Raw genomic sequence first — 19788 nt, 5'->3', positions numbered from 1 at the left:
AATAATCTTCTCTGTTAGACTGCATTTAATCTTTTGGCCCTAAATTGTTTTATGAGTACTCAGCCTGCATATCAACCCGGTGAATTTCAATGGTCATTCCTGTTACCTCAATATTGGGGCAAATGGCTAGGCATTATTTTCCTGATGATTCTGGCGATCTTACCTTGGGCCATTCAGCATCGTCTGGCGTCCCTGCTGGGCCACCTTTCTTTTAAATACTTGAAATCACGCCGTGAAACCACGCTGCGTAATCTGGAAGTCTGCTTTCCCGAATGGTCTGAAAAGCAGGTACAGGACAATGCCCGTCAGGTATTTATCGATCAAATGCTGGGGGTGTTTGAGACGCTGAATGCCTGGTACAGTCCGAAATGGTTTCAGGGCCGCGTCAGTATTGAAGGCTTGGAACATATTCAGAAGGCACAAGCCGCAGGCCAAGGCATGCTGTTATTAGGCACGCATTCAACTTTGCTCGATGCGGGTGGTTATCTTTGCGCACAATATTTTGAACCGGATGTGGTCTATCGTCCGCAGAATAATCCACTTTTGGACATGCTGATTTACCGTTGTCGCGCCACAATTTATGCCAATCAGATTGACCATGATGATATGCGCGGTCTGGTACGTAACCTGAAAAATGGCCATGCGATCTGGTACAGTCCGGATCAGGATTATGGTTTAAAACAAGGCGTGATGGCACCTTTTTTTGGCGTGCCTGCGGCGACTGTAACCGCACATCGCCGTTTACTGAAAATGACCAAAGCGGCTGCAATTCCTTTATATTTCTACCGTCATGGCGATATTAACAATCCGCGCTACCATGTGCTCATTGAACCGGCACTGGAAAACTTCCCTAGTGAGAATGAAGTTGAAGATGCCACTCGCGTAAACCGGGTGATTGAGCAGCAGTTGCGCATCGCACCGACCCAATATATGTGGTTCCACCGCCGTTTTAAGACTCGCCCTGAAGGTTATAAATCAATTTACTAAATCGATTTGATCACGGAATTTGAAGGGCTATAGCTTAAAATCATGTTTAAGTAATTGAAATAATTTAACCCGAGCTCTACATCCTGTAAAACTCGGGTTAATGAGGTTGTGCTTTCACATATTATAATTCGTTCTGCTTTTTTGTGATTTCCCTTTCAGCATCATATCCATGATGTTTTCATTCAGCTTCGTCTTCCTTATGAGAATATCCTTTCTCGACTCCCTGTGCTGATAAACCTAGAATACCCAGATTCCCAACCCCTGCCCATTCGCAAGAAGCGTAAACTGTTGTAAGCAATATCGTACACTTTTCTTCTAAAAACCTATGAGATTTTGCCCCCTTCTTTATATGCTATGGCAACTTCATCAGTGACTATTTTTTCCTCTTTCTCTGCTTTCTGAATGCCCTCTTCAATGGCTTTTTGTGCTTCCTGCTCATCTTTATCAGTTTGTTCTAATTCTTCCTGAATATGCTCGAATACCCGACCGGTTTGTAAAACCAGAAAGACCGGAAAATGGTCAGAACCTACATGCGGTAAACGCTCCATGTGTACCAAGGCAAAATCGGTACTATGAAAGACGTGATCCAGCGACCAGCGGAAAAAAGGATAATCTGCGTGAAAAGTATTCACATAATGACGTCCTACCCGCGGATCCAGCAGCCCACTAATGCGTTGAAACAGGCGTGTGGTACGTGACCAGGCCACGTCATTCAGATCGCCCATCACGATACAGCTTTCATCCAGATCTTTAATCTGATCACCGACAATCAGCAATTCAGCATCACGCAAGGTAGAATCCTTGGCCTCGGTCGGGCTAGGTGGTTTAGGATGCAGACAGTAAAGCTGTACCGGTTGTCCTGAGCGTAAGATCACCGTGGTATGAATGGAGGGAATTTCATCACTCAGAATAAATTTAACTTCGGTTTCTCTCAGTTCGAGCTTGCTATATAGATGCATGCCATACAGGTTATCCAAAGGCACAGGCACGCGATAAGGATAATCGGCTTCAATCACCGAGAGTGCATTTTGCCAGTTTTGATCGGTTTCCAGAGTCAAAACCAGATCTGGCTGATGAATCTGGATCTGCTCGATCAGTAAATGATATTTGGTATTGGTAGTAAGTACATTGGAAACGACCAGGGAAATTTGACGTTGCGGATCCAGCTGATCCTGCTTGACCTGCTTGACCTGTTTTTTCCAGATAAAGGTATAGGGCAATACCATTTTCAACTGATAGGCCAAAGCTGCCATCAGCCCGACAAAAAGCAGCTGATTCAACCAGGTCCAGGGATGCTCCAGAACCAAGAACAGCACAAAGGCGATAAAGCCTAATACCAGAATTTGTAAGCGTGGAAAATCCGCACCCCGAATCCACCATTCATCGCGTGGTATCAGTGACCAGAAACTTAACCAAATAACAATGATTGCCAGAATTTGGATAACCCATATCATAAACTGCGCTCTTAATTAAGTTATTATTTTTTCTAAAAGAAAAATGACGTTATCAATTTTGTATGTATCATAAAGCAGATATTTCTCTCAAGAATATTGATGTTTTGATTGTGTAGCTCTTGCAGTTGGGTCCCTTTTTGGTACACTCGAATCCCTTTTGATTTTTTAACGCACCGAGGCAAAGTGACATGAAAGTAGGTCTGGTCGGTTGGCGCGGGATGGTCGGTTCCGTCCTTATGCAACGTATGGTTGAAGAGAATGATTTTGCTCATTTTGAGCCATTCTATTTCTCTACCAGTAATGCAGGCGGTGAAGCGCCGGCATTTGGCGGTAAGACCGCCCCAGCACTTATGGATGCATCAGACATTAACAGTCTGAAGCAAATGGATGTCATTATTACCTGTCAAGGTGGCGACTATACCTCTGAAGTTTTCCCGAAATTGAAAGCTGAAGGCTGGAACGGTTACTGGATTGATGCAGCATCGACTTTACGTATGGATGATGAAGCCATCATCGTACTTGATCCGGTCAACATGCACGTGATCAAAGACGGTCTGGTCAAAGGCACCAAGACTTTTGTCGGCGGTAACTGTACAGTTTCCTTGATGCTGATGGGCTTGGGCGGTCTGTTCCAGAACAATCTGGTGGAATGGGCAACGTCAATGACCTATCAGGCCGCTTCTGGTGCTGGCGCGCAGAACATGCGTGAACTGATCAATGGTATGGGTTATTTATATAACAATACCAAAGAGTTGCTAGATGATCCGCGTTCTCCAATTCTGGATATCGACTCTAGAATTGCTGAATTACAACGTGGTGAGGGTTTCCCATCGAGTAACTTCGGCGTACCTTTAGCTGGTTCACTCATTCCTTATATCGATAAGCAACTGGAAAGCGGCCAGTCGAAAGAAGAATGGAAAGGCCAGGTTGAAACCAACAAGATTCTGGGCAACCAGCAGATCGTGCCAATTGATGGTCACTGTGTGCGTATTGGTGCCATGCGTTGTCACTCTCAGGCATTAACCCTGAAATTGAAAAAAGATGTACCTTTGGATGAAATCGAAGACATCATTGCACGTGCCAATGACTGGTCTAAAGTGGTTCCAAATACTCGTGAAGCATCCATGACTGATCTGACGCCTGTTGCTGTAACAGGTACTTTAAGCGTTCCAGTCGGCCGCCTGCGCAAGCTGAACATGGGTAAAGAATATCTCGGTGCATTCACTGTAGGTGACCAGTTGCTTTGGGGTGCTGCCGAGCCGTTACGCCGTATGCTGCGTATTCTGATTGATTATAAAAATGCCTAATATCCTTTGGATATAAAGCCAAAAGCCGATCTTTATTGATCGGCTTTTTTATGTAACTATTGCGTAAGTATTTTACAAAAAACAAACATCCCGTTAATCTATAATTTTCGCTATGCGATAATGACTGAGCTCACGATTAAGATGACTGTATATAACAAATTAAAGCTTGCCATTTTAGCCATTGTCGCTTCACAAAATATTTATGCGATTAATGTAGATCCGGTTCAGATTCAGTCTGCCCCAGGGGAATTACTCTATGCAGAAATGACTTTTCGGCAGTCTGATATCAATTTGCCGATTGAGGTTAGTCTGGCTTCACCAGAAGATTTAATCTCAATTGGGGCATCGCATCAGCCACCTGGTCATTTGAATTTTTTTACCCGGCGCAGCAATAACGGCACCGGGGTCATTACTATTACTTCTTCTCGCCCCATGACAGAGCGCGAGCTGAATATTATTGTCAAAATCAAGGAAGGCAATGCTGCACGTCTGCAACATATCCGTACGCCCTTACAAGCTAAAACCGATTTATTAAAAGCCAGTCTCAAACAGAATGAACGCCCGCTTGCACCAGTTGTTGTCGTCAGTGAAAAAGATATTGCACTCAACTTACCCGTAAGTAGCCATTACAGTACAGCAGCTTCCACAGCCCTGAATAAGCCACCAGTGTTAGAAAAGCCGTTGGCATTGCAACACACAGCACCACCTGCATTATCGAACACTTCCATTCCGAAAACTTCATTTGCGCCAGCTGTAATGACATCAAGTCCAGCGATTCAGGCTCAAGCGATTGCGCCTGTACTGAAAAGCGAGGCTGTAACTGCACCCGATACTCCAGCCCCAGTTAAAACTGCAGCGGCGCTTTCAGATTCAGTAAGGACCTCACAAGCAACTCTTGCATCGCCGGCTCCTGCAGCAGCCTCGACTACAAACAAACCGGCTAGTACGATACCAGCAAATCAAAGTGCATCAGCACCAAATAAAGCAGATGTGCAGGAAGCTGTAGAGCCCCGTTCTGATCATCAAACCGCCTCCAGTGATCCATTGGTGAAAAAATTTGCTGAGGAACAAGCCAAAAAATCAACCGGATTAGCCAATTCGGTGAAAACTCCGGTTCCAGTGACTGCAAAAGCTTCACCAGTCAAAGCAACTCCGAATCAGACTCCACCTACTTATGTGGTTCAATCCAATGAATCACTGTGGGGGATTGCTTCAAGAATTGCCGAACAGCAGCAGCGCCCGGTCAATGAAGTCATGCAGCAAATTAAAAAAGACAATGAGCATGCCTTTATCGGAGGAAATGCCAATCGTCTACGCAAGGGTGCTGCATTGAACTTAAATACAACTCATCCTGCACCTGCGCCCATTAAAGTCACTGCGGCAAAGCAGACCGAGCTACCGTCTAAGCCTGCTGGCAAGACTAAATACCGCCTGAATCAGGCAGAAATGAGCCTGGTGGCTGAGAACCAGCACGATTCTGGGCAAGTTTCTGCAAACCAGAACACAGAACGCAATCAAACATCAAAGGAATTGTCATTAAAAGTTATGACAGCCCGAGAAAAAACCGTTAAATTACAGAGAAACGTGACTGAATTAGAATTGGCACTCAATCAGAAGGATCACAGAATTCAGTTATTAAATGCGCGTCTGGCCCAGCTACAACAACAGCTCAAAGCCCAACAAGCAGATAAGAAGCCAATTAATTAAAAAGTTACACATGACGATTTATTGGGATAGGCGAATTTAAACTACTCTATCCCCAAGGGGTAAAACATGCTGATTTATGTGATTCCATTAGTGATATTGATCATCGTATTAATTGTCTTTAAAAAACGACAAGATGCTCAAGAATCAGATAAAGCAAAAACTAAAACGGTAAAAGCGAAAAAAACTGGCTCTGCTTCAAAAGCTGCCCCACAAAGAACCAAAGTGGTGGAGCCAGTCGGGGTCACAAAAAAATCAGCAACGCCATTATCAGCAGACACACGCAAGAAAATTGAAGGCCTGATTCAGGAACGTAATTTTTTTGCGGCCGAAGCACAGATTAACCAGGCACTGAATCGGGATAATTCCCAGCATGAACTCTATCTGTTGTTATTGGATATTCATATCTTACAGCAAGATGATTTTGCAATTACTCAACTGATTAATCATATTCGTACTCTGAAAATCGATGAAGTTCTCTCTCAGGCTGAAGAAAAAAGAAGCGCCTATGAAGGAGAAAAATCAGTTAAACCAGATCCAGTTTCTAAGTCTGTTGTTCCCGCATCGAATACAAGTGATTTTGATGAATTGAGTCTTACATCACTTCCTGTGGATAAAAAAGCTGGTTTAGCATTCGAGCAACTACAACAAGAAAGTGCGCCAGTTAAAGAAGAACCAGCACCTCTTGAATTTAATTTTAAGCCGAGTGCTGCGCCTGCCTCAACCACCGCAACAAAGACTGAGCCTGAACAAGACAACAGTTTTGACTTTAATCCAAAGAGCAGCTTTACTCAGAGTGTGCCGACTGAATCAGCACCATCAGTGGTTAATGAAGTTCAGTTTGATTTTGAATCTTTTAAAGTAGAGCCAACAACGTCAGAAATTTCTTCTGTAGCTTCTGATCGCCTAGAAACAGATTCTGAAAATAAAACGAATCTTAATCAGATTCCTGATCTTGATCTTGATCTCAATTTAAGCACTAATAATGAACAGTTACCGGCTAGCGATGAAGAAATCAAGCCTCTAGATTTTTCTTTCTCGCTTGACACGCCAGTACCAGCAGCTGAGAAAACTGCAGTGCCAGCGACTGAGTTTGACCCGTCTAGCTTGACAGCTGCAGCACCTGTGGCAGAACCAGCGTCACAAACCAATCTATCAGGCATGGATTTCAAATTAGATCATTTAGAAACCACGCCAGAAGCGCCTGCTGCGACAGCGATGAGTTTCGATCTTCCTGCTACACCAGCTCAAACAGCGATCAATCAACATGATCCGCTGGTGCAATCTTTCCCCGAATTACTGGATGTTAATGAAGCAAGTCTCAACCTTGATCTTGCCCAGCAATATATTCAGCTCGGTGCCTCTGCTGCTGCACGTGAAATTATTGCAGAACGAGAAGCCGAATATACTCCTGAGCAACAGCAACGCGCAGAGCAATTACTGAATCAAATCGCATCTTGATGCATTTCGATTTACACTAAAGCAGTCAATAATTGGCTGCTTTTTTTATGATAAAAAATATTGCATTAATTTATATGGGCGGCACATTCGGCTGTGTGGGAGATCCTCTTGCACCGATGCCTGCTGATTTATTTATTCCAAAGCTCGAACAGATACTTGCAGAGCAATATTTCGTCGAATGTCACCATGCACCCGCGATTAAGGACAGTAGTGCCTGCACAGCAACCGACTGGTTGCAACTGGTACAGTTTATTCAGCAATTGCAATCGCGGCACATCCAGCATTTTGTGATCATTCACGGTACAGATACGCTGAGTTATGCCAGTGCGGTACTAGCACATTTTATCGGGAACTCGGCGCATGTGGTGCTGACCGGTAGCCAATATCCGTTGCTGAATGCTCAAGGCAATGAACAGCGTGAATTTAGCGATGCCCTGGATAACCTGAAATTTGCACTAGATTCAGTCAGCAAATCTAACGCTGGGGTCTATCTGGCATTCCATCATCAGCTGCTACATGCGCAAACTGCTCTGAAACAGCATACTACCGAGTTAAATGCCTTTTCAGGTCTTGAAGCCAATATCGCAATCCAAACCAGTCAAGCGTGTTATCAGATCGAAGCTAAAGATATTGTGAAAGCGGCTAAATTCAACTGTATGAGCATCATGATGCAGCCGGTTGATCTGACCCAGCAGCTGAATAACCTGAACAACCTCTTGGCTCGACCACCGCATTTTTTATTTCTGCAAGGTTTTGGCACTGGCAACCTGGCGGTCAATGACGCCATGATTGCGCTCATTGATCAACTCTATGAGCAGGGCTGTATTTGCGTCTTAACCACCCAAGTGCCTTTTGGTGCGACAGATCAGCGCTATGCTATTGCCGAATGGGTCAATCATTGCAAAATTTTGCTGAATGAAAGTTATGGACATGCGGATCTGTATGCAAAAGCCCTGAAAATGTATTTACAATACGACACTGTAGAGCAATGGTATCGTCATTGGTACGATCAATAAGGTTTTGAGGTCATTATGCAGCGTTTTGCGGTGGGAATTGAGTTTTGTGGGATGCATTATCGAGGATGGCAGACTCAACAGCCGGGAGTTGCAAGCGTACAGGAAACCATTGAGAAGGTTCTGAGCAAAGTTGCCGATCAACCGATTAGCCTGCATGGTGCCGGTCGCACGGATGCCGGGGTACATGCGACCAATATGGTGGCACATTTTGATACTGATGCCGTGCGTTCTGAACGTGGCTGGCTAATGGGCTGCAATAGTCAACTCCCTAAAGATATCTCGATCCAGTGGATCAAGGAAATGGATCAGAGTTTCCATGCCCGTTTTAAGGCGCAGGCGCGCCGCTACCGCTATGTGGTCTACAACCATCCTGTTCGCCCGGCATTGCTGCATAAACAGGTCACCCATGTCTATGCACCGCTTGATATTGAACAGATGATATACGCCGCGAAAAAGTTTGAAGGCACACATAACTTTGAAAGCTTTCGCGCCGCAGCCTGTCAGTCCAATCAGCCTGTTCGCCATGTCAGTCATTGCCGTCTGATTCAGCATGGTCAATATCTGGTACTGGATATTCAGGCCGATGGCTTTCTGCACCATATGGTGCGCAATATCATGGGCTGTTTACTGGAAATTGGTCAGGGCATGTATGCTGCCGATCATATTGATACTATTTTCGCTGCCGAAGACCGTAAAGCCGCAGGCGTAACTGCGCCAGCAGATGGTTTGTATTTTATTCATGCTGACTATCCGGCACAGTTTGAATTACCTGAATTACCCTTAGGGCCGCATTGGCTAAATATGCCGGAATAATTTTTAAATTTTTTAGAATATTTACCTCCCCTAACCCCTCCTGAAAGGAGGGGAATTCCTCCCTTTTTCAAAGGGAGGTTAGGAGGGATTTTTAACGTTGCTTCCGCTTCCGATATTCTACCGGTGTTTCATTGGTCCAACGTTTAAAGGCACGATAGAAGGTACTTGGCTCGGAAAAACCGGTCAGATAGACAATCCGCTCGACGCTCTCATTGGTACTCGCCAGCAAACGCTTGGCCAGACGACAGCGATAATCCGAGAGAATCTGCTGAAAACTGGTATGTGCCTCACTCAGTTGTGTTCTCAAACGGCGTGGCGTGATATTCAGCTGGGCTGCCACAGTTTCCAGTGTCGTTTCGCCACTCTCCAAAGTAGAGCCGATCGCTCGACGTACTTCACCGACCAGATCATATCTTGCCAGTTCCTGCAGTTTTTCAATGGCAAGCTGCTCATGTAATTGTAAAAGCTCTGGTTCAGCCTGCCACAGCGGAAACTCTAAAATACTTGGATCGAAATAAAGTCGGGTTTCTTTTTGACCTAAGCTGACCGGACACTCATAAACCCGGAAATATTCCTCGTCAGGAGCACCTTTGGAAAAATTAAAATCGATATAAATCGGTTCAAAACGTCCTTCGGTAATAAATTTAAAGAAACGCAGTACACCCGACATGGCACACTCGGTAAAATGACGATTCACCAGACTTTCAGCAAAAGGCTGCTCGCCATTGGTTAAATAGCAGCGATCATCTTCAATCACCAATTTGGCAGCAAAGGCATCGCTGATCAGTCGTTGATAGGCCAAGGCACGTTTCAGTCCTTCACCAAAATTTTCAGATGAAACAAACAGGTGTTCAATCACCTGACCACGATACAGTGGTAAATGTTCGCCCAGATGCAAACCAATATCCGGGTCCTTACTGACTTCTTCAGCTGCCACCCAAAAGGCATACTGGGCACTCAGCGGCGTACGGTCATTGGCCTCGACCTGATTTAAAGCAACTCCTGCTTTGGTCAAAAGTTCTTCTGTCGGCAAACCCGCACGACGAATCGCCTGATAGCCCAAACGCAATACGACTGATGCATCCGTTAGCTGACTCACTCAAAAGCCTTCCTTGTATGTACTTCATTTATACTTAAAAAGATTAATTTTAGATTAACTGCGATTGACCAAACTGACAACAGAAACCGACATTTTTTTAGTTAAAAAGTTTATCGTGACAGTTCGCTTATTTTACTGACAGATGATCAGTCTAACGCCCGTTTCACCTTGTATTTTGCAAAAAAATTGACTATAATTTGCGCCTTTCCAATTTATTCATTCAGGTAGGCTATGGCCAATAAAGAGGAACTCATCGAGTTCGAAGGCGTTGTCACCGAGACGCTTCCTAATACTATGTTCCGTGTACGTTTAGAGAACGGTCACGAAGTGATTGCCCACATCTCTGGTAAAATGCGTAAACACTATATCCGTATTTTAACTGGCGACAGTGTAAAGGTTGAAATGACACCTTATGATTTGACCAAAGGTCGTATCACATATCGTGCACGCTAAGTTTTAGCGCAAGCAAAAGCCACTTTTAGTGGCTTTTTTATTGCTTTAATTTTTTATTGAACAATAAAATAATTTGACACTGAACTATAAACTCACGACTATTTATTGAATTAAAAACAACACGTATAAAAACAATGAATATGAAATGCTTGTCCCTACTTTCCAGCTTGTTTCTCGTTGCCTGTGCCACGGGCGGCAATCAGTATCTGCATCAGTCTCTACAACCTTATATGGGTCAAACTGCCGCACAGGTTCGTAGCCAGCTTGATCTTCGTGCAATGGGATTCAAGACCTCCCAGAAACCGATTCAAACCGCAGAATCTCTCAGCTACACTATTTTTCGGGAGATGAATATTTCGATGGGCACGCCGAATATTAGTCAGAGTATCTCGATCGGTGCACCAATGCCGATGCCCTCAAATGGTGGTTATAACATTGAGATGAAATGCCAAATCTGGTTTGACTTGAAAGATGAAATTGTTCAAGCCATCCGGTATACTGGTAAAGCTTGTTAAGCTGTACTCATCGAGTTCAAAGCCTGTATCGGATTAAATCAAGGATCAACTTCGCCACACTAAACTTCTACCGTGTATCAAATCACAACAGTATTTTTGCATGGAATGCGCTTACACTCATTTTATTTGGTGTGAGGACAGCTCATGAAGTTCACACTGATTTTAGTATGCTGCACAGTATTGAGTTTGCTTAGTGCATGCAGCACCACCTCAACGGCTGCACAGCGTGATACCTATTTACAACAGTTCATTGGGCAAAGCAGCCAACTGATCGATCAAACTCTAGATCTAAAACGTTTAGGTTACCAGCAGATCAGTGGGCCTGAACGCAGTGCCAAGCAATTAAGCTATGTGGTACAACGTCCTATTAGCATTCCTTTGCCTGTAGCACAGTTTCCTGCCACAGGGACAGGCACTGTACCGATTCCCGTGTCAGTAAGCCCTGCCGGCGGCTATGACGTCAAATTACAATGTAAAATTACCTTCTTACTCAAAGATAATATTGCGACCGCGGTACGTACCACAGGCCGAACCTGTTAAGCCGTTTAAGCTTCAAAATTTCTATCATAAAAAAACGCAGCTCAAGGCTGCGTTTTTTGAATCGAAACAGGCTTAGTTCAATGCAGCAACGACTGCTTGACCCATTTCAACCGTACCGACTTTTTGCATGCCTTCAGATATGATATCTGCCGTACGCAAGCCTTGATCCAAGACCTGACCTACTGCATCTTCAATCGCTTTTGCAGCGGCTTCTTCACGGAAGGTATAACGCAGCATCATCGCCACCGAAAGAATCGTTGCTAATGGATTTGCAAGGTTTTGACCCGCGATATCTGGTGCAGAACCATGACAAGGCTCATACATGCCTTTGCCATTTTCATCCAGAGATGCCGATGGCAACATGCCGATTGAACCGGTCAACATCGCAGCTTCATCAGACAGGATGTCACCGAACAGGTTAGAAGTGACAATCACGTCAAACTGCTTCGGTGCACGTACCAGCTGCATCGCAGCATTGTCGACATACATATGTGACAAATTAATTTCAGGATATTCGGCATCTTTCAGCGCAGTCACTGTCTGTTTCCACAGCTCAGTTACTTCAAGCACGTTAGCTTTATCCACTGAACATACTTTACCACCGCGCAAGTTGGCCATTTCAAAAGCGACTTTGGCGATACGCTTGATTTCAGACTCTGAATAAACGTCGGTGTTATAGCCTTGCTTCTCACCATTTTCCAGTTCACGGATACCACGTGGCTGACCGAAGTAAATACCACCCGTTAACTCACGCACAATCAGAATATCCAGACCTGCTACGATTTCAGGCTTCAAACTTGAAGCATCAGCCAGTTGCGGATAAAGAATGGCTGGACGCAAGTTAGCAAACAGATTCAGTTCGCTACGCAATTTCAATAAACCACGTTCCGGACGGATTGAACGCTCAATCGTGTCCCATTTTGGACCGCCCACGGCACCGAGTAAAATCGCATCGGCTTTTTTAGCCTGTTCAGAAGTCACGTCTGGATACGGTGAACCGTGCGCATCAATGGCTGCACCACCGAGTAAACCCTGTTCCCATGTCAAATCGAGATTAAATTTTTCATTTACACGAGTCAGCACCTGCTCTGCCGCTTTGACAATTTCAGGACCGATACCGTCACCAGCTAAAATCAAAATTTGTTTAGACATGAGATTTTCCGTTTAAAACGTCAGATTCAGACCTGACAGAGGTTAAATTTTCTTTTCTACAAACTCTGCAATCCCGGTGACTGCATTATAGGGTTTGCAAAAACGACGAATGGTTTTTTGCTCTTGTACCAGATCTACGCAAAGCGGATCAGGCGCCGAAGCATTTAATAAACTGCTGCTACGCGCACTACGGTCACGAAACATTTTTAAGCTATAGCGGTTATTGGCCTGAAAACGATGGAATACATGTAAAGTTTCCGCTTTATCCTTACTGATCGGATAAAAGCGTACGACCAGTTCATGCTGTCCTGCCGGCACGGATAAATAAATCGGATTGGCCTGATTTAAATTTTTGGCCTGCAAGCGTACCAGTTTCTGCTTCAGCGCTTCATCACTGATGCGGCCATTGTCGGCGTTGACAATGATGGTCTGATTGAAGCGTTCGAACTGGCAATCTGGTGTCCCTGCACAGTAAATCAGGGCATTGCTTTTGCTCTCAGTACTTTCTTTGGCATGTTTGAGTTTCATCGTGTCGATGCTTTGACATGCAGTCAACAGCACCGATACTGCACTTAAAGCAAGCCACTGTTTCCAATAATTCGCCATAATGTCTGTCTTACCCAATCAAAAAACTCAATAATCTTCCGATATTAGCAAGGGCATCGCAGTCATGCCATGACAATTTTTACTGATTTATCCATGAATTTCGGCAAATACCCAAGGACGCGATTGTTTGGTTTTTTCTTCATAGGTACGAATATCATCCGCCACCTGCAAAGTTAAGCCAATATCATCCAGACCATTTAACAGGCAATGCTTGCGAAATGGATCAACTTCAAACTTAAAGCTTTCACCTGTAGGGGTGCGAACTTCTTGTGCCTGCAAGTCAATGGTCAGTTGATAGCCTTCATCTGCCGCACATTCCTTAAATAACTGCTCAACAATATCTTCAGCCAAAATCACTGGCAACATACCGTTTTTAAAACAGTTATTAAAGAAAATATCAGCAAAGCTTGGTGCAATCACGGTACGGAAACCGTATTCACTCAAGGCCCACGGCGCATGTTCACGGCTAGAACCACAACCAAAGTTGGCACGTGAAATTAAAATAGATGCGCCCTGATAACGTGGTTGGTTCAAGACAAAGTCCGGATTGATCGGACGAACTGAATTGTCCTGACCCGGATAGCCTTCATCCAGATAACGTAATTCATCAAATAAATTGTCACCGAAACCGGTACGTTTGATCGATTTCAAAAACTGTTTTGGAATAATTAAATCGGTATCGACATTGGCACGGTCTAAAGGTGCAACGATACCTTGTTCAACGGTATAAGCTTTCATATTTATTTCCCAATGAATCCGTAACCTCTCCCTAGCCCTCACTTGCGCTTCGTTTTAAAGCAGTGCTTAAAACTCACTCAGGAGAGGGAACCCCTTCTCTTGCGCCATTTGGCTCATGGAGAAGGTCAGGATGAGGGCTTAAACTAGAATGAACGAACATCAACAAAGTGACCGGCTATCGCAGCAGCAGCTGCCATGGCTGGACTCACCAGATGGGTACGACCGCCATTGCCCTGACGACCTTCAAAGTTACGGTTCGAGGTCGAGGCACAATGCTCGCCCGGCTGTAATTTGTCGGCATTCATGGCCAAGCACATTGAACAGCCTGGTTCACGCCATTCGAAGCCCGCTTCGACAAATACCTTGTCCAAGCCTTCCGCTTCTGCCTGAGCTTTGACCAGACCAGAACCCGGAACTACCATCGCCTGTTTAATTGAGGCGGCAACTTTACGACCTTTGATCACTTCGGCTGCAGCACGAATATCTTCAATACGCGAATTGGTACATGAACCGATAAATACGCGATCCAGCTGAATCTCAGCCAAGGCCTGACCGGCATTTAAGCCCATATATTGATAAGCACGGTTCCAGTCATTGCGTTGTACCTCGTCTTTGGCTTGTTCTAAAGTTGGTACTGCTTGAGACACTGGAATGACCATCTCAGGAGAAGTTCCCCAAGACACTTGCGGCTCAATTTCTTCACCTTGCAACACGACCACCGTATCAAAATGTGCATCTTCATCCGAATGTAAGGTATTCCAATATGTAACCGCTTGATCCCACTGTTCTGCAGTCGGCGCATAAGGACGGCCTTTAACATATTCAATAGTCTTGTCATCGACAGCGACCATACCCACGCGTGCACCGGCTTCAATCGCCATATTACACACGGTCATACGACCTTCGATTGACATGTCACGGAACACCTGCCCACCAAATTCAATCGCGTGACCAGTACCGCCTGCGGTACCAATCTTGCCAATAATCGCTAAGACCACATCTTTTGGCGTCACGCCCTGACCTAATTTGCCATCAACGCGTACCAGCATGTTTTTCATCTTCTTTTGAACCAGGCATTGAGTCGCCAATACATGTTCAACTTCTGATGTCCCGATCCCATGCGCCAAACAGCCAAAAGCACCATGGGTTGCCGTATGCGAATCACCACATACCACGGTCATGCCCGGCAAGGTCAAACCTTGCTCCGGCCCAACCACATGCGCGATGCCCTGACGGATATCATTAATATCAAATTCAACAATATTAAAGGTCTTGCAGTTGTCATCCAAAGTTTGCACCTGGATGCGCGAGGTTTCATCTTCAATTCCGGCAACGCCCTGCTCACGCTCTTTTTTCGAAGTCGGTACGTTATGATCCGGTGTGGCAATATTAGCACTTAAACGCCATGGCTTGCGCCCGGCCAATTGCAAACCTTCAAAGGCCTGTGGAGAAGTCACTTCATGTAATAAGTGACGGTCGATGTACAGTAAGGCAGAACCATCATCACGTTGCGTTACTAAATGGTCGTCCCACAATTTATCATATAATGTTTTTGCTGTTTGGGTTGCGCCTGCCATGTCGATGTACTCCACTGGACTGGGTAAATTCTTTCTCTGATTTTGATTATATCGCTGCAATCACATAAATCTAATTTATCATTTTTATCAGTTAAAAAACTTTTTGGAATCTTTTAAAAGCTGAATCAAATCATGCTTGAGCTCTATTTTAATAAATCTAATTTTCCGATTAATTTATAAAAAATATTCTTTTTTACAAATTAAATGAGAATTATTATTATTTCTTCATCGACAGAGATGATGATTTTGAGGAACTTCGACATGGCACATATTCAACGCTTCGTAGACAACAACCAGCGCATGTTCAAAAAAACCTTCAGCTACTACATTATGCACATTACTGTGGCGATGATTGTGGGCTACTTGGTGACTGGCAGTTTAACCATGGCCATTGCCTTAAGTTTATTAGAACCAACAGTACAGGCAGTGGCTTTCTTCTTTCATGAAAAAATCTGGGAGGGTAATAACCAACAGCAGAATGAGGACATTACCGTCTAAGCTCTTCGGTCGAGGTTCCTGATGAAAGACTGCCTTTATAGGTGGTCTTTTTTAGTTTTTAAAATGCCAAGGCTTTGAAAATGTATAGTAATTCAGCACTGCAACATAGATGAGCTAATTTTGCTTTGATTTATTCTTAAAATATAACAATAATAGATTTACACATAAAAATTCTTTATAGGTGATTAAGATGAATCTCGCAGCCTTTGAAGCCTTCGTGAAAGTCATGGAAACCGGTTCGATTTCTCTGGCCGCAGATCAGCTCTTCATTACCCAGCCTGCTGTCACCAAACGTATTCACAGTCTGGAAGAATACTTTGGGGTCAAGCTGTTTGAATCTGCCGGACGTGGCGTACAGGCCACCCACGCGGCGCACTCTCTGTTACCTAAAGTGAAAAACTGGCTGAATGAACTCGGTGATATTCATTATACCTTGAGTCATGAACAGGGTCAGGTACAGGGCAAACTAAAAATTGGTACCAGCCATCATATCGGCCTGCATCATCTGCCGAGTCATTTGCGCCGTTATGTCCAGGAATATCCGGACGTGACTCTGGATGTGCATTTTGTAGATTCCGAACAGGCGCATGAACAGGTAATTGCCGGCGATCTGGAACTGGCATTTTTAACCTTGCCGCCCCGTGGTGATGCGCGTCTAAATTACGTGACCATCTGGAATGATCCTCTGGTCTTTGTGGTGGCACCGTTTCATCCGCTGGCACAGCAAAAAAATCTGTGTCTGGAAGATTTGCTCGACTACCCGAGCCTGTTGCCATCATCACAGACCTATACCTCGCAGATCACCTTGGCCGAGTTTGAAAAACAGGGTATTAAACCGAAAGTCAGCATGAGCAACAATCCGCTGGAATCGATCCGGATGCTGGTATCGATTGGCTTAGGCTGGTCGGTACTGCCAAAAACTTTGGTCAATCATGACCTTCACCAACTAGATATTAATCTGGAAATGAACCGTCGCTTGGGCATGGTCTGGCATCCGGGTCGTACGCAGTCCAAAGCGGCACAGGCTTTGGTTCAGCTCATGCAAGGCGCCTCGCTGTCTATTTAAGCTGTTCCTGAACATGCTGCATCCAAAACGGTGCAGCATTTTGTTACCTAAATACACCCCATCTGGCGATATCTTTCGAGTATTTTTAAGACAATTCCATTCTTTTGCAGTGCAGAGGAATGCTTAAAACTATTCGATGGAGCCTGACGGATGCAGCTCGATTCCCCCTTAAAATCCCACTCTCAAGACAAAACAAATACAAGCAGCCTGTGGCTTTCGGCCAAACCGATGCTGCTGCCCACACCGGCACTTGATTTTGCCGATGAACAGACTGCCCGACACGGCCTGCGCGAATATTTCCTGAATACCTTTGATACCTATGAGCAACTGTTTGAATGTCTCAAGCATGAAGATGCTTTTTTCATTAAACCGATTACTTTACGTTATCCGCTGATTTTTTATTTTGCCCATACCGCCACTTTTTTTGTCAATAAACTGCTGCTCAGCAAGCTGATTAGCGAACGCGTAAATCCGCATTTTGAAAGTATCTTTGCAATCGGTGTGGACGAGATGAGCTGGGATGACCTGGACGAAGTACATTATGACTGGCCCAGTGTGCAGGAAGTCCGTGATTATCGGCATCAGGTACGTGCCCTGATCTTGAATATTCTTGAGCATGCTCCGCTGACTCTGCCCTTAAACTGGCAAAATCCGTGGTGGACGGTCATTATGGGCATCGAGCATGAACGGATTCATCTGGAAACTTCTTCTGTGCTGATCCGCCAGCATGCTTTGGAGTATGTACGCCAGCATCCGCAGTGGCGCGCCAATATCATTACCGGTATAGCTCCGGATAACCACTTACTGGAGGTACCTGACGGCAAGGTGCTTTTGCAGAAAGATTTTAACCATCCATTTTATGGCTGGGACAATGAATACGGCCTGCATGAAGCCGAGGTTGCGGCTTTTGCAGCCTCCAAATATCTGGTATCGAATCAGGAATTTCTGGCCTTTGTCGAAGCTGATGGTTATCAGACCGAACACTACTGGAGTGAAGAAGGTCTAGGCTGGCTGCAATTTTCACAAGCTGCTCATCCCTGTTTCTGGCGCAAAACTGAATTGGGCTGGTCACTGCGACTGATGCTGGAAGAGGTACCGATGCCGTGGGACTGGCCGGTAGAAGTGAATTATCATGAAGCCAAGGCCTTTTGTCAGTGGAAATCGCAACAGCTAGGGAAAAATATTCGCTTGCCGACCGAAGACGAATGGTATCGCCTGTATGCGGTTTCAGACCTGGATCCAGATTTACCGAGTCCTCAACAGGCCAATATAGAATTAAAATACGGCACCAGCTCCTGTCCGGTTGATCATTTCAAGCAGGGCGATTTTTATGATATTCAGGGCAATGTCTGGCAGTGGACTGAAACCCCGATCTATCCATTCCAGGGTTTTCAGGTGCATCCGTTTTATGATGATTTCAGCACGCCGACCTTTGACGGTCGCCACAACCTGATGAAAGGTGGCTCTTGGATTTCGGCGGGCAATGAAGCTTTATATAGTTCCCGTTATGCCTTCAGACGACATTTCTTCCAACATGCCGGTTTTCGCTATGTCGCTTCTGATCAAGCATTGCAAAATTTCCCTTCGAACTATGAAAGCGACCAGCTGGTCTCCCAATATCTGGAATTCCAGTATGGCACTGAATATTTTGGCGTCGCCAATTTTGCCAAAACACTGGTTACTTTGGCACAATCCTATTTTCAGCAAACGCTGTGCCATCGTGCTTTAGATATTGGCTGTGCCACCGGCCGCGCCAGCTTTGAACTGGCGCGCCATTTTGATCAGGTGACCGGTCTGGACTTCTCAGCACGCTTTATCCAACAGGCAGTTTATTTGGCCCAAGGCCACAGGGTACGTTATCAACTGCCACTAGAAGGTGAATTAAGCGAAGAAAAAAGCTGTTCACTTGAAGATGTCGCTTTGGATCAGCTTGCATCTAAAACGGAATTTTTTCAGGCAGATGCCTGCAACCTGAAAGCACATTTTAGCGGCTATGATTTTATTCTGGCGGCGAACCTGATTGACCGTTTGCATCATCCGAAAGACTTTTTGGTGCAGATTCATAAACGTATGAATATAGGTGGCATTTTAATGCTGAGTTCACCTTATACCTGGCTGGAAGAACATACGGCGCGTAGTGAATGGCTGGGCGGTTTTCAGCAGGATGGGGAAAACATCACGACCTTGGCTGGTATTTCCAACATTTTAACCCAGCACTTTGAATTGGTGGCCGAACCCCAAGATATGCCTTTTGTGATTCGGGAAACGGCCAGAAAGTATCAACACACGCTGTCACAAGTCACGATCTGGAAACGGATTCGCTAAAGGTAAGGTGATGGCCTAAAAAAGCCAATCATACGATTGGCTTTTTAATCATCCTTCACTGGTTGAATTTTCATGTAAGGATTCATTGAGTTGATCTACCACAATCGCCCATTCGCCATCAGATGCTATTTTCTCGCTTAAAAATTGACGTTGTGCCTCTGACCAATACGGCGCATCCAGTAAAGTCAGATCTTTATGCAATTGATGCTCGTGAATAAATGTTGCAATACCTTCTGCACTGGCATCCAAGCCAAGCTGTTGGAACAGATGTGTCATACGCGGTCGAACGTGAGTCATATCTCATACCTCAGAATCTACTATTGTTATCATGTCCTGTTTTTCGAGCATAGCATGTCTGATTCAGCCGGACTGTGAAAAAACATTAATATTCCATTGAGGCAAATAAAAAGCACAACCGAAGTTGTGCTAAATAAATCACATTAATAAAGCTGGACTAGGGTCTGTTGACATTTCAAG

Annotated in this window: 19 protein-coding genes; 12 read left to right on the top strand and 7 right to left on the bottom strand. The window is 44.8% G+C overall.

Annotated features, from left to right (window positions below; translation table 11 throughout):
• Positions 1–51: 51 nt before the first annotated feature.
• Complete coding sequence (locus tag BFN00_RS14350; RefSeq protein ID WP_005261737.1) at positions 52–987, top strand: LpxL/LpxP family acyltransferase; 936 nt, start codon at positions 52–54, stop codon at positions 985–987.
• A 323-nt stretch (positions 988–1310) separates the two neighbouring features.
• Here BFN00_RS14350 and BFN00_RS14345 read toward each other — a convergent pair whose 3' ends face one another.
• A complete protein-coding gene (locus BFN00_RS14345) occupies positions 1311–2441 on the bottom strand; it encodes an endonuclease/exonuclease/phosphatase family protein (protein WP_004278482.1) in 1131 nt (376 codons plus the stop codon).
• A 188-nt stretch (positions 2442–2629) separates the two neighbouring features.
• Here BFN00_RS14345 and asd point away from each other — a divergent pair, with 188 nt between their 5' ends.
• The 5 genes from asd to truA all read left to right on the top strand — a co-directional run bounded on the left by asd (position 2630) and on the right by truA (position 8742).
• On the top strand, positions 2630–3748 hold the full coding sequence (gene asd, locus BFN00_RS14340) for an aspartate-semialdehyde dehydrogenase (RefSeq protein ID WP_071852220.1): 1119 nt from the start codon (positions 2630–2632) through the stop codon (positions 3746–3748).
• 120 nt (positions 3749–3868) lie between these two features.
• Positions 3869–5455, top strand: a complete 1587-nt coding sequence (locus BFN00_RS14335) for a FimV/HubP-related protein (protein WP_082180579.1) — start codon at positions 3869–3871, stop codon at positions 5453–5455.
• 66 nt (positions 5456–5521) lie between these two features.
• Positions 5522–6913, top strand: coding sequence for a T4P machinery localization factor FimV (gene fimV / locus BFN00_RS14330; RefSeq protein WP_071852219.1), 1392 nt, complete (start codon positions 5522–5524; stop codon positions 6911–6913).
• A 47-nt stretch (positions 6914–6960) separates the two neighbouring features.
• Complete coding sequence (locus tag BFN00_RS14325; RefSeq protein ID WP_071852225.1) at positions 6961–7929, top strand: asparaginase domain-containing protein; 969 nt, start codon at positions 6961–6963, stop codon at positions 7927–7929.
• Positions 7930–7944: 15 nt separating this feature from the next.
• Positions 7945–8742: a tRNA pseudouridine(38-40) synthase TruA gene (gene truA / locus BFN00_RS14320; RefSeq protein ID WP_071852218.1), complete on the top strand. Its 798-nt coding sequence runs from the start codon at positions 7945–7947 to the stop codon at positions 8740–8742.
• Between the two features lie 91 nt (positions 8743–8833).
• Here the strand turns inward: truA and BFN00_RS14315 are convergent, their stop codons facing one another.
• Positions 8834–9841 (bottom strand): AraC family transcriptional regulator, encoded by a 1008-nt coding sequence (locus tag BFN00_RS14315; protein ID WP_004729466.1) that lies wholly within the window; start codon positions 9839–9841, stop codon positions 8834–8836.
• Between the two features lie 231 nt (positions 9842–10072).
• On the opposite strand from BFN00_RS14315, the gene infA reads away from it, so the two are divergent.
• From infA to BFN00_RS14300, 3 genes are all read left to right on the top strand, one after another.
• Positions 10073–10294 (top strand): translation initiation factor IF-1, encoded by a 222-nt coding sequence (infA, locus tag BFN00_RS14310; RefSeq protein WP_001284370.1) that lies wholly within the window; start codon positions 10073–10075, stop codon positions 10292–10294.
• A 134-nt stretch (positions 10295–10428) separates the two neighbouring features.
• Positions 10429–10809, top strand: coding sequence for a hypothetical protein (locus BFN00_RS14305; protein ID WP_071852217.1), 381 nt, complete (start codon positions 10429–10431; stop codon positions 10807–10809).
• A 144-nt stretch (positions 10810–10953) separates the two neighbouring features.
• Entirely contained in the window at positions 10954–11349 is a 396-nt protein-coding gene (locus BFN00_RS14300; protein ID WP_071852216.1) for a hypothetical protein, read from the top strand.
• Between the two features lie 72 nt (positions 11350–11421).
• Here BFN00_RS14300 and leuB read toward each other — a convergent pair whose 3' ends face one another.
• The 4 genes from leuB to leuC all read right to left on the bottom strand — a co-directional run bounded on the left by leuB (position 11422) and on the right by leuC (position 15422).
• Complete coding sequence (gene leuB, locus BFN00_RS14295; RefSeq protein ID WP_071852215.1) at positions 11422–12501, bottom strand: 3-isopropylmalate dehydrogenase; 1080 nt, start codon at positions 12499–12501, stop codon at positions 11422–11424.
• Between the two features lie 42 nt (positions 12502–12543).
• Complete coding sequence (locus BFN00_RS14290) at positions 12544–13107, bottom strand: hypothetical protein (protein ID WP_071852214.1); 564 nt, start codon at positions 13105–13107, stop codon at positions 12544–12546.
• A gap of 87 nt (positions 13108–13194) precedes the next feature.
• Entirely contained in the window at positions 13195–13845 is a 651-nt protein-coding gene (gene leuD / locus BFN00_RS14285; RefSeq protein ID WP_071852213.1) for a 3-isopropylmalate dehydratase small subunit, read from the bottom strand.
• A 143-nt stretch (positions 13846–13988) separates the two neighbouring features.
• Entirely contained in the window at positions 13989–15422 is a 1434-nt protein-coding gene (gene leuC / locus BFN00_RS14280) for a 3-isopropylmalate dehydratase large subunit (protein ID WP_071852212.1), read from the bottom strand.
• A 261-nt stretch (positions 15423–15683) separates the two neighbouring features.
• On the opposite strand from leuC, the gene BFN00_RS14275 reads away from it, so the two are divergent.
• The 3 genes from BFN00_RS14275 to ovoA all read left to right on the top strand — a co-directional run bounded on the left by BFN00_RS14275 (position 15684) and on the right by ovoA (position 19311).
• On the top strand, positions 15684–15920 hold the full coding sequence (locus BFN00_RS14275; RefSeq protein ID WP_004278497.1) for a DUF2061 domain-containing protein: 237 nt from the start codon (positions 15684–15686) through the stop codon (positions 15918–15920).
• 190 nt (positions 15921–16110) lie between these two features.
• Positions 16111–16986 carry a LysR family transcriptional regulator gene (locus tag BFN00_RS14270; RefSeq protein WP_004278498.1) on the top strand — a complete coding sequence of 292 codons (876 nt, stop codon included), beginning with the start codon at positions 16111–16113 and terminating at the stop codon, positions 16984–16986.
• Positions 16987–17136: 150 nt separating this feature from the next.
• Positions 17137–19311: a 5-histidylcysteine sulfoxide synthase gene (gene ovoA / locus BFN00_RS14265; RefSeq protein WP_071852211.1), complete on the top strand. Its 2175-nt coding sequence runs from the start codon at positions 17137–17139 to the stop codon at positions 19309–19311.
• Between the two features lie 48 nt (positions 19312–19359).
• On the opposite strand, the gene BFN00_RS14260 is transcribed toward ovoA, so the two are convergent.
• Entirely contained in the window at positions 19360–19608 is a 249-nt protein-coding gene (locus tag BFN00_RS14260; protein ID WP_071852210.1) for a DUF2789 family protein, read from the bottom strand.
• Positions 19609–19788 lie beyond the last annotated feature (180 nt).

Source organism: Acinetobacter sp. AR2-3, from assembly GCF_001878775.1.
Classification (GTDB): Bacteria; Pseudomonadota; Gammaproteobacteria; order Pseudomonadales; family Moraxellaceae; genus Acinetobacter; species Acinetobacter lwoffii_D.
Note: the sequence above shows the minus strand (reverse complement) of the source record. Positions and strands in the feature narration are given on the sequence as shown.

Bases quoted from the DNA above. Each gene is read 5' to 3' on its own strand.
- BFN00_RS14290 (WP_071852214.1), bottom strand. From the start codon at position 13,107: ATGGCGAATTATTGGAAACAGTGGCTTGCTTTAAGTGCAGTATCGGTG.
- BFN00_RS14305 (WP_071852217.1), top strand. From the start codon at position 10,429: ATGAATATGAAATGCTTGTCCCTACTTTCCAGCTTGTTTCTCGTTGCC.
- leuC (WP_071852212.1), bottom strand. From the start codon at position 15,422: ATGGCAGGCGCAACCCAAACAGCAAAAACATTATATGATAAATTGTGG.
- ovoA (WP_071852211.1), top strand. From the start codon at position 17,137: ATGCAGCTCGATTCCCCCTTAAAATCCCACTCTCAAGACAAAACAAAT.
- BFN00_RS14260 (WP_071852210.1), bottom strand. From the start codon at position 19,608: ATGACTCACGTTCGACCGCGTATGACACATCTGTTCCAACAGCTTGGC.
- BFN00_RS14325 (WP_071852225.1), top strand. From the start codon at position 6,961: ATGATAAAAAATATTGCATTAATTTATATGGGCGGCACATTCGGCTGT.
- BFN00_RS14350 (WP_005261737.1), top strand. From the start codon at position 52: ATGAGTACTCAGCCTGCATATCAACCCGGTGAATTTCAATGGTCATTC.
- BFN00_RS14270 (WP_004278498.1), top strand. From the start codon at position 16,111: ATGAATCTCGCAGCCTTTGAAGCCTTCGTGAAAGTCATGGAAACCGGT.
- BFN00_RS14335 (WP_082180579.1), top strand. From the start codon at position 3,869: ATGACTGAGCTCACGATTAAGATGACTGTATATAACAAATTAAAGCTT.
- BFN00_RS14300 (WP_071852216.1), top strand. From the start codon at position 10,954: ATGAAGTTCACACTGATTTTAGTATGCTGCACAGTATTGAGTTTGCTT.
- truA (WP_071852218.1), top strand. From the start codon at position 7,945: ATGCAGCGTTTTGCGGTGGGAATTGAGTTTTGTGGGATGCATTATCGA.
- BFN00_RS14275 (WP_004278497.1), top strand. From the start codon at position 15,684: ATGGCACATATTCAACGCTTCGTAGACAACAACCAGCGCATGTTCAAA.
- asd (WP_071852220.1), top strand. From the start codon at position 2,630: ATGAAAGTAGGTCTGGTCGGTTGGCGCGGGATGGTCGGTTCCGTCCTT.
- leuB (WP_071852215.1), bottom strand. From the start codon at position 12,501: ATGTCTAAACAAATTTTGATTTTAGCTGGTGACGGTATCGGTCCTGAA.
- infA (WP_001284370.1), top strand. From the start codon at position 10,073: ATGGCCAATAAAGAGGAACTCATCGAGTTCGAAGGCGTTGTCACCGAG.
- BFN00_RS14345 (WP_004278482.1), bottom strand. From the start codon at position 2,441: ATGATATGGGTTATCCAAATTCTGGCAATCATTGTTATTTGGTTAAGT.
- leuD (WP_071852213.1), bottom strand. From the start codon at position 13,845: ATGAAAGCTTATACCGTTGAACAAGGTATCGTTGCACCTTTAGACCGT.
- fimV (WP_071852219.1), top strand. From the start codon at position 5,522: ATGCTGATTTATGTGATTCCATTAGTGATATTGATCATCGTATTAATT.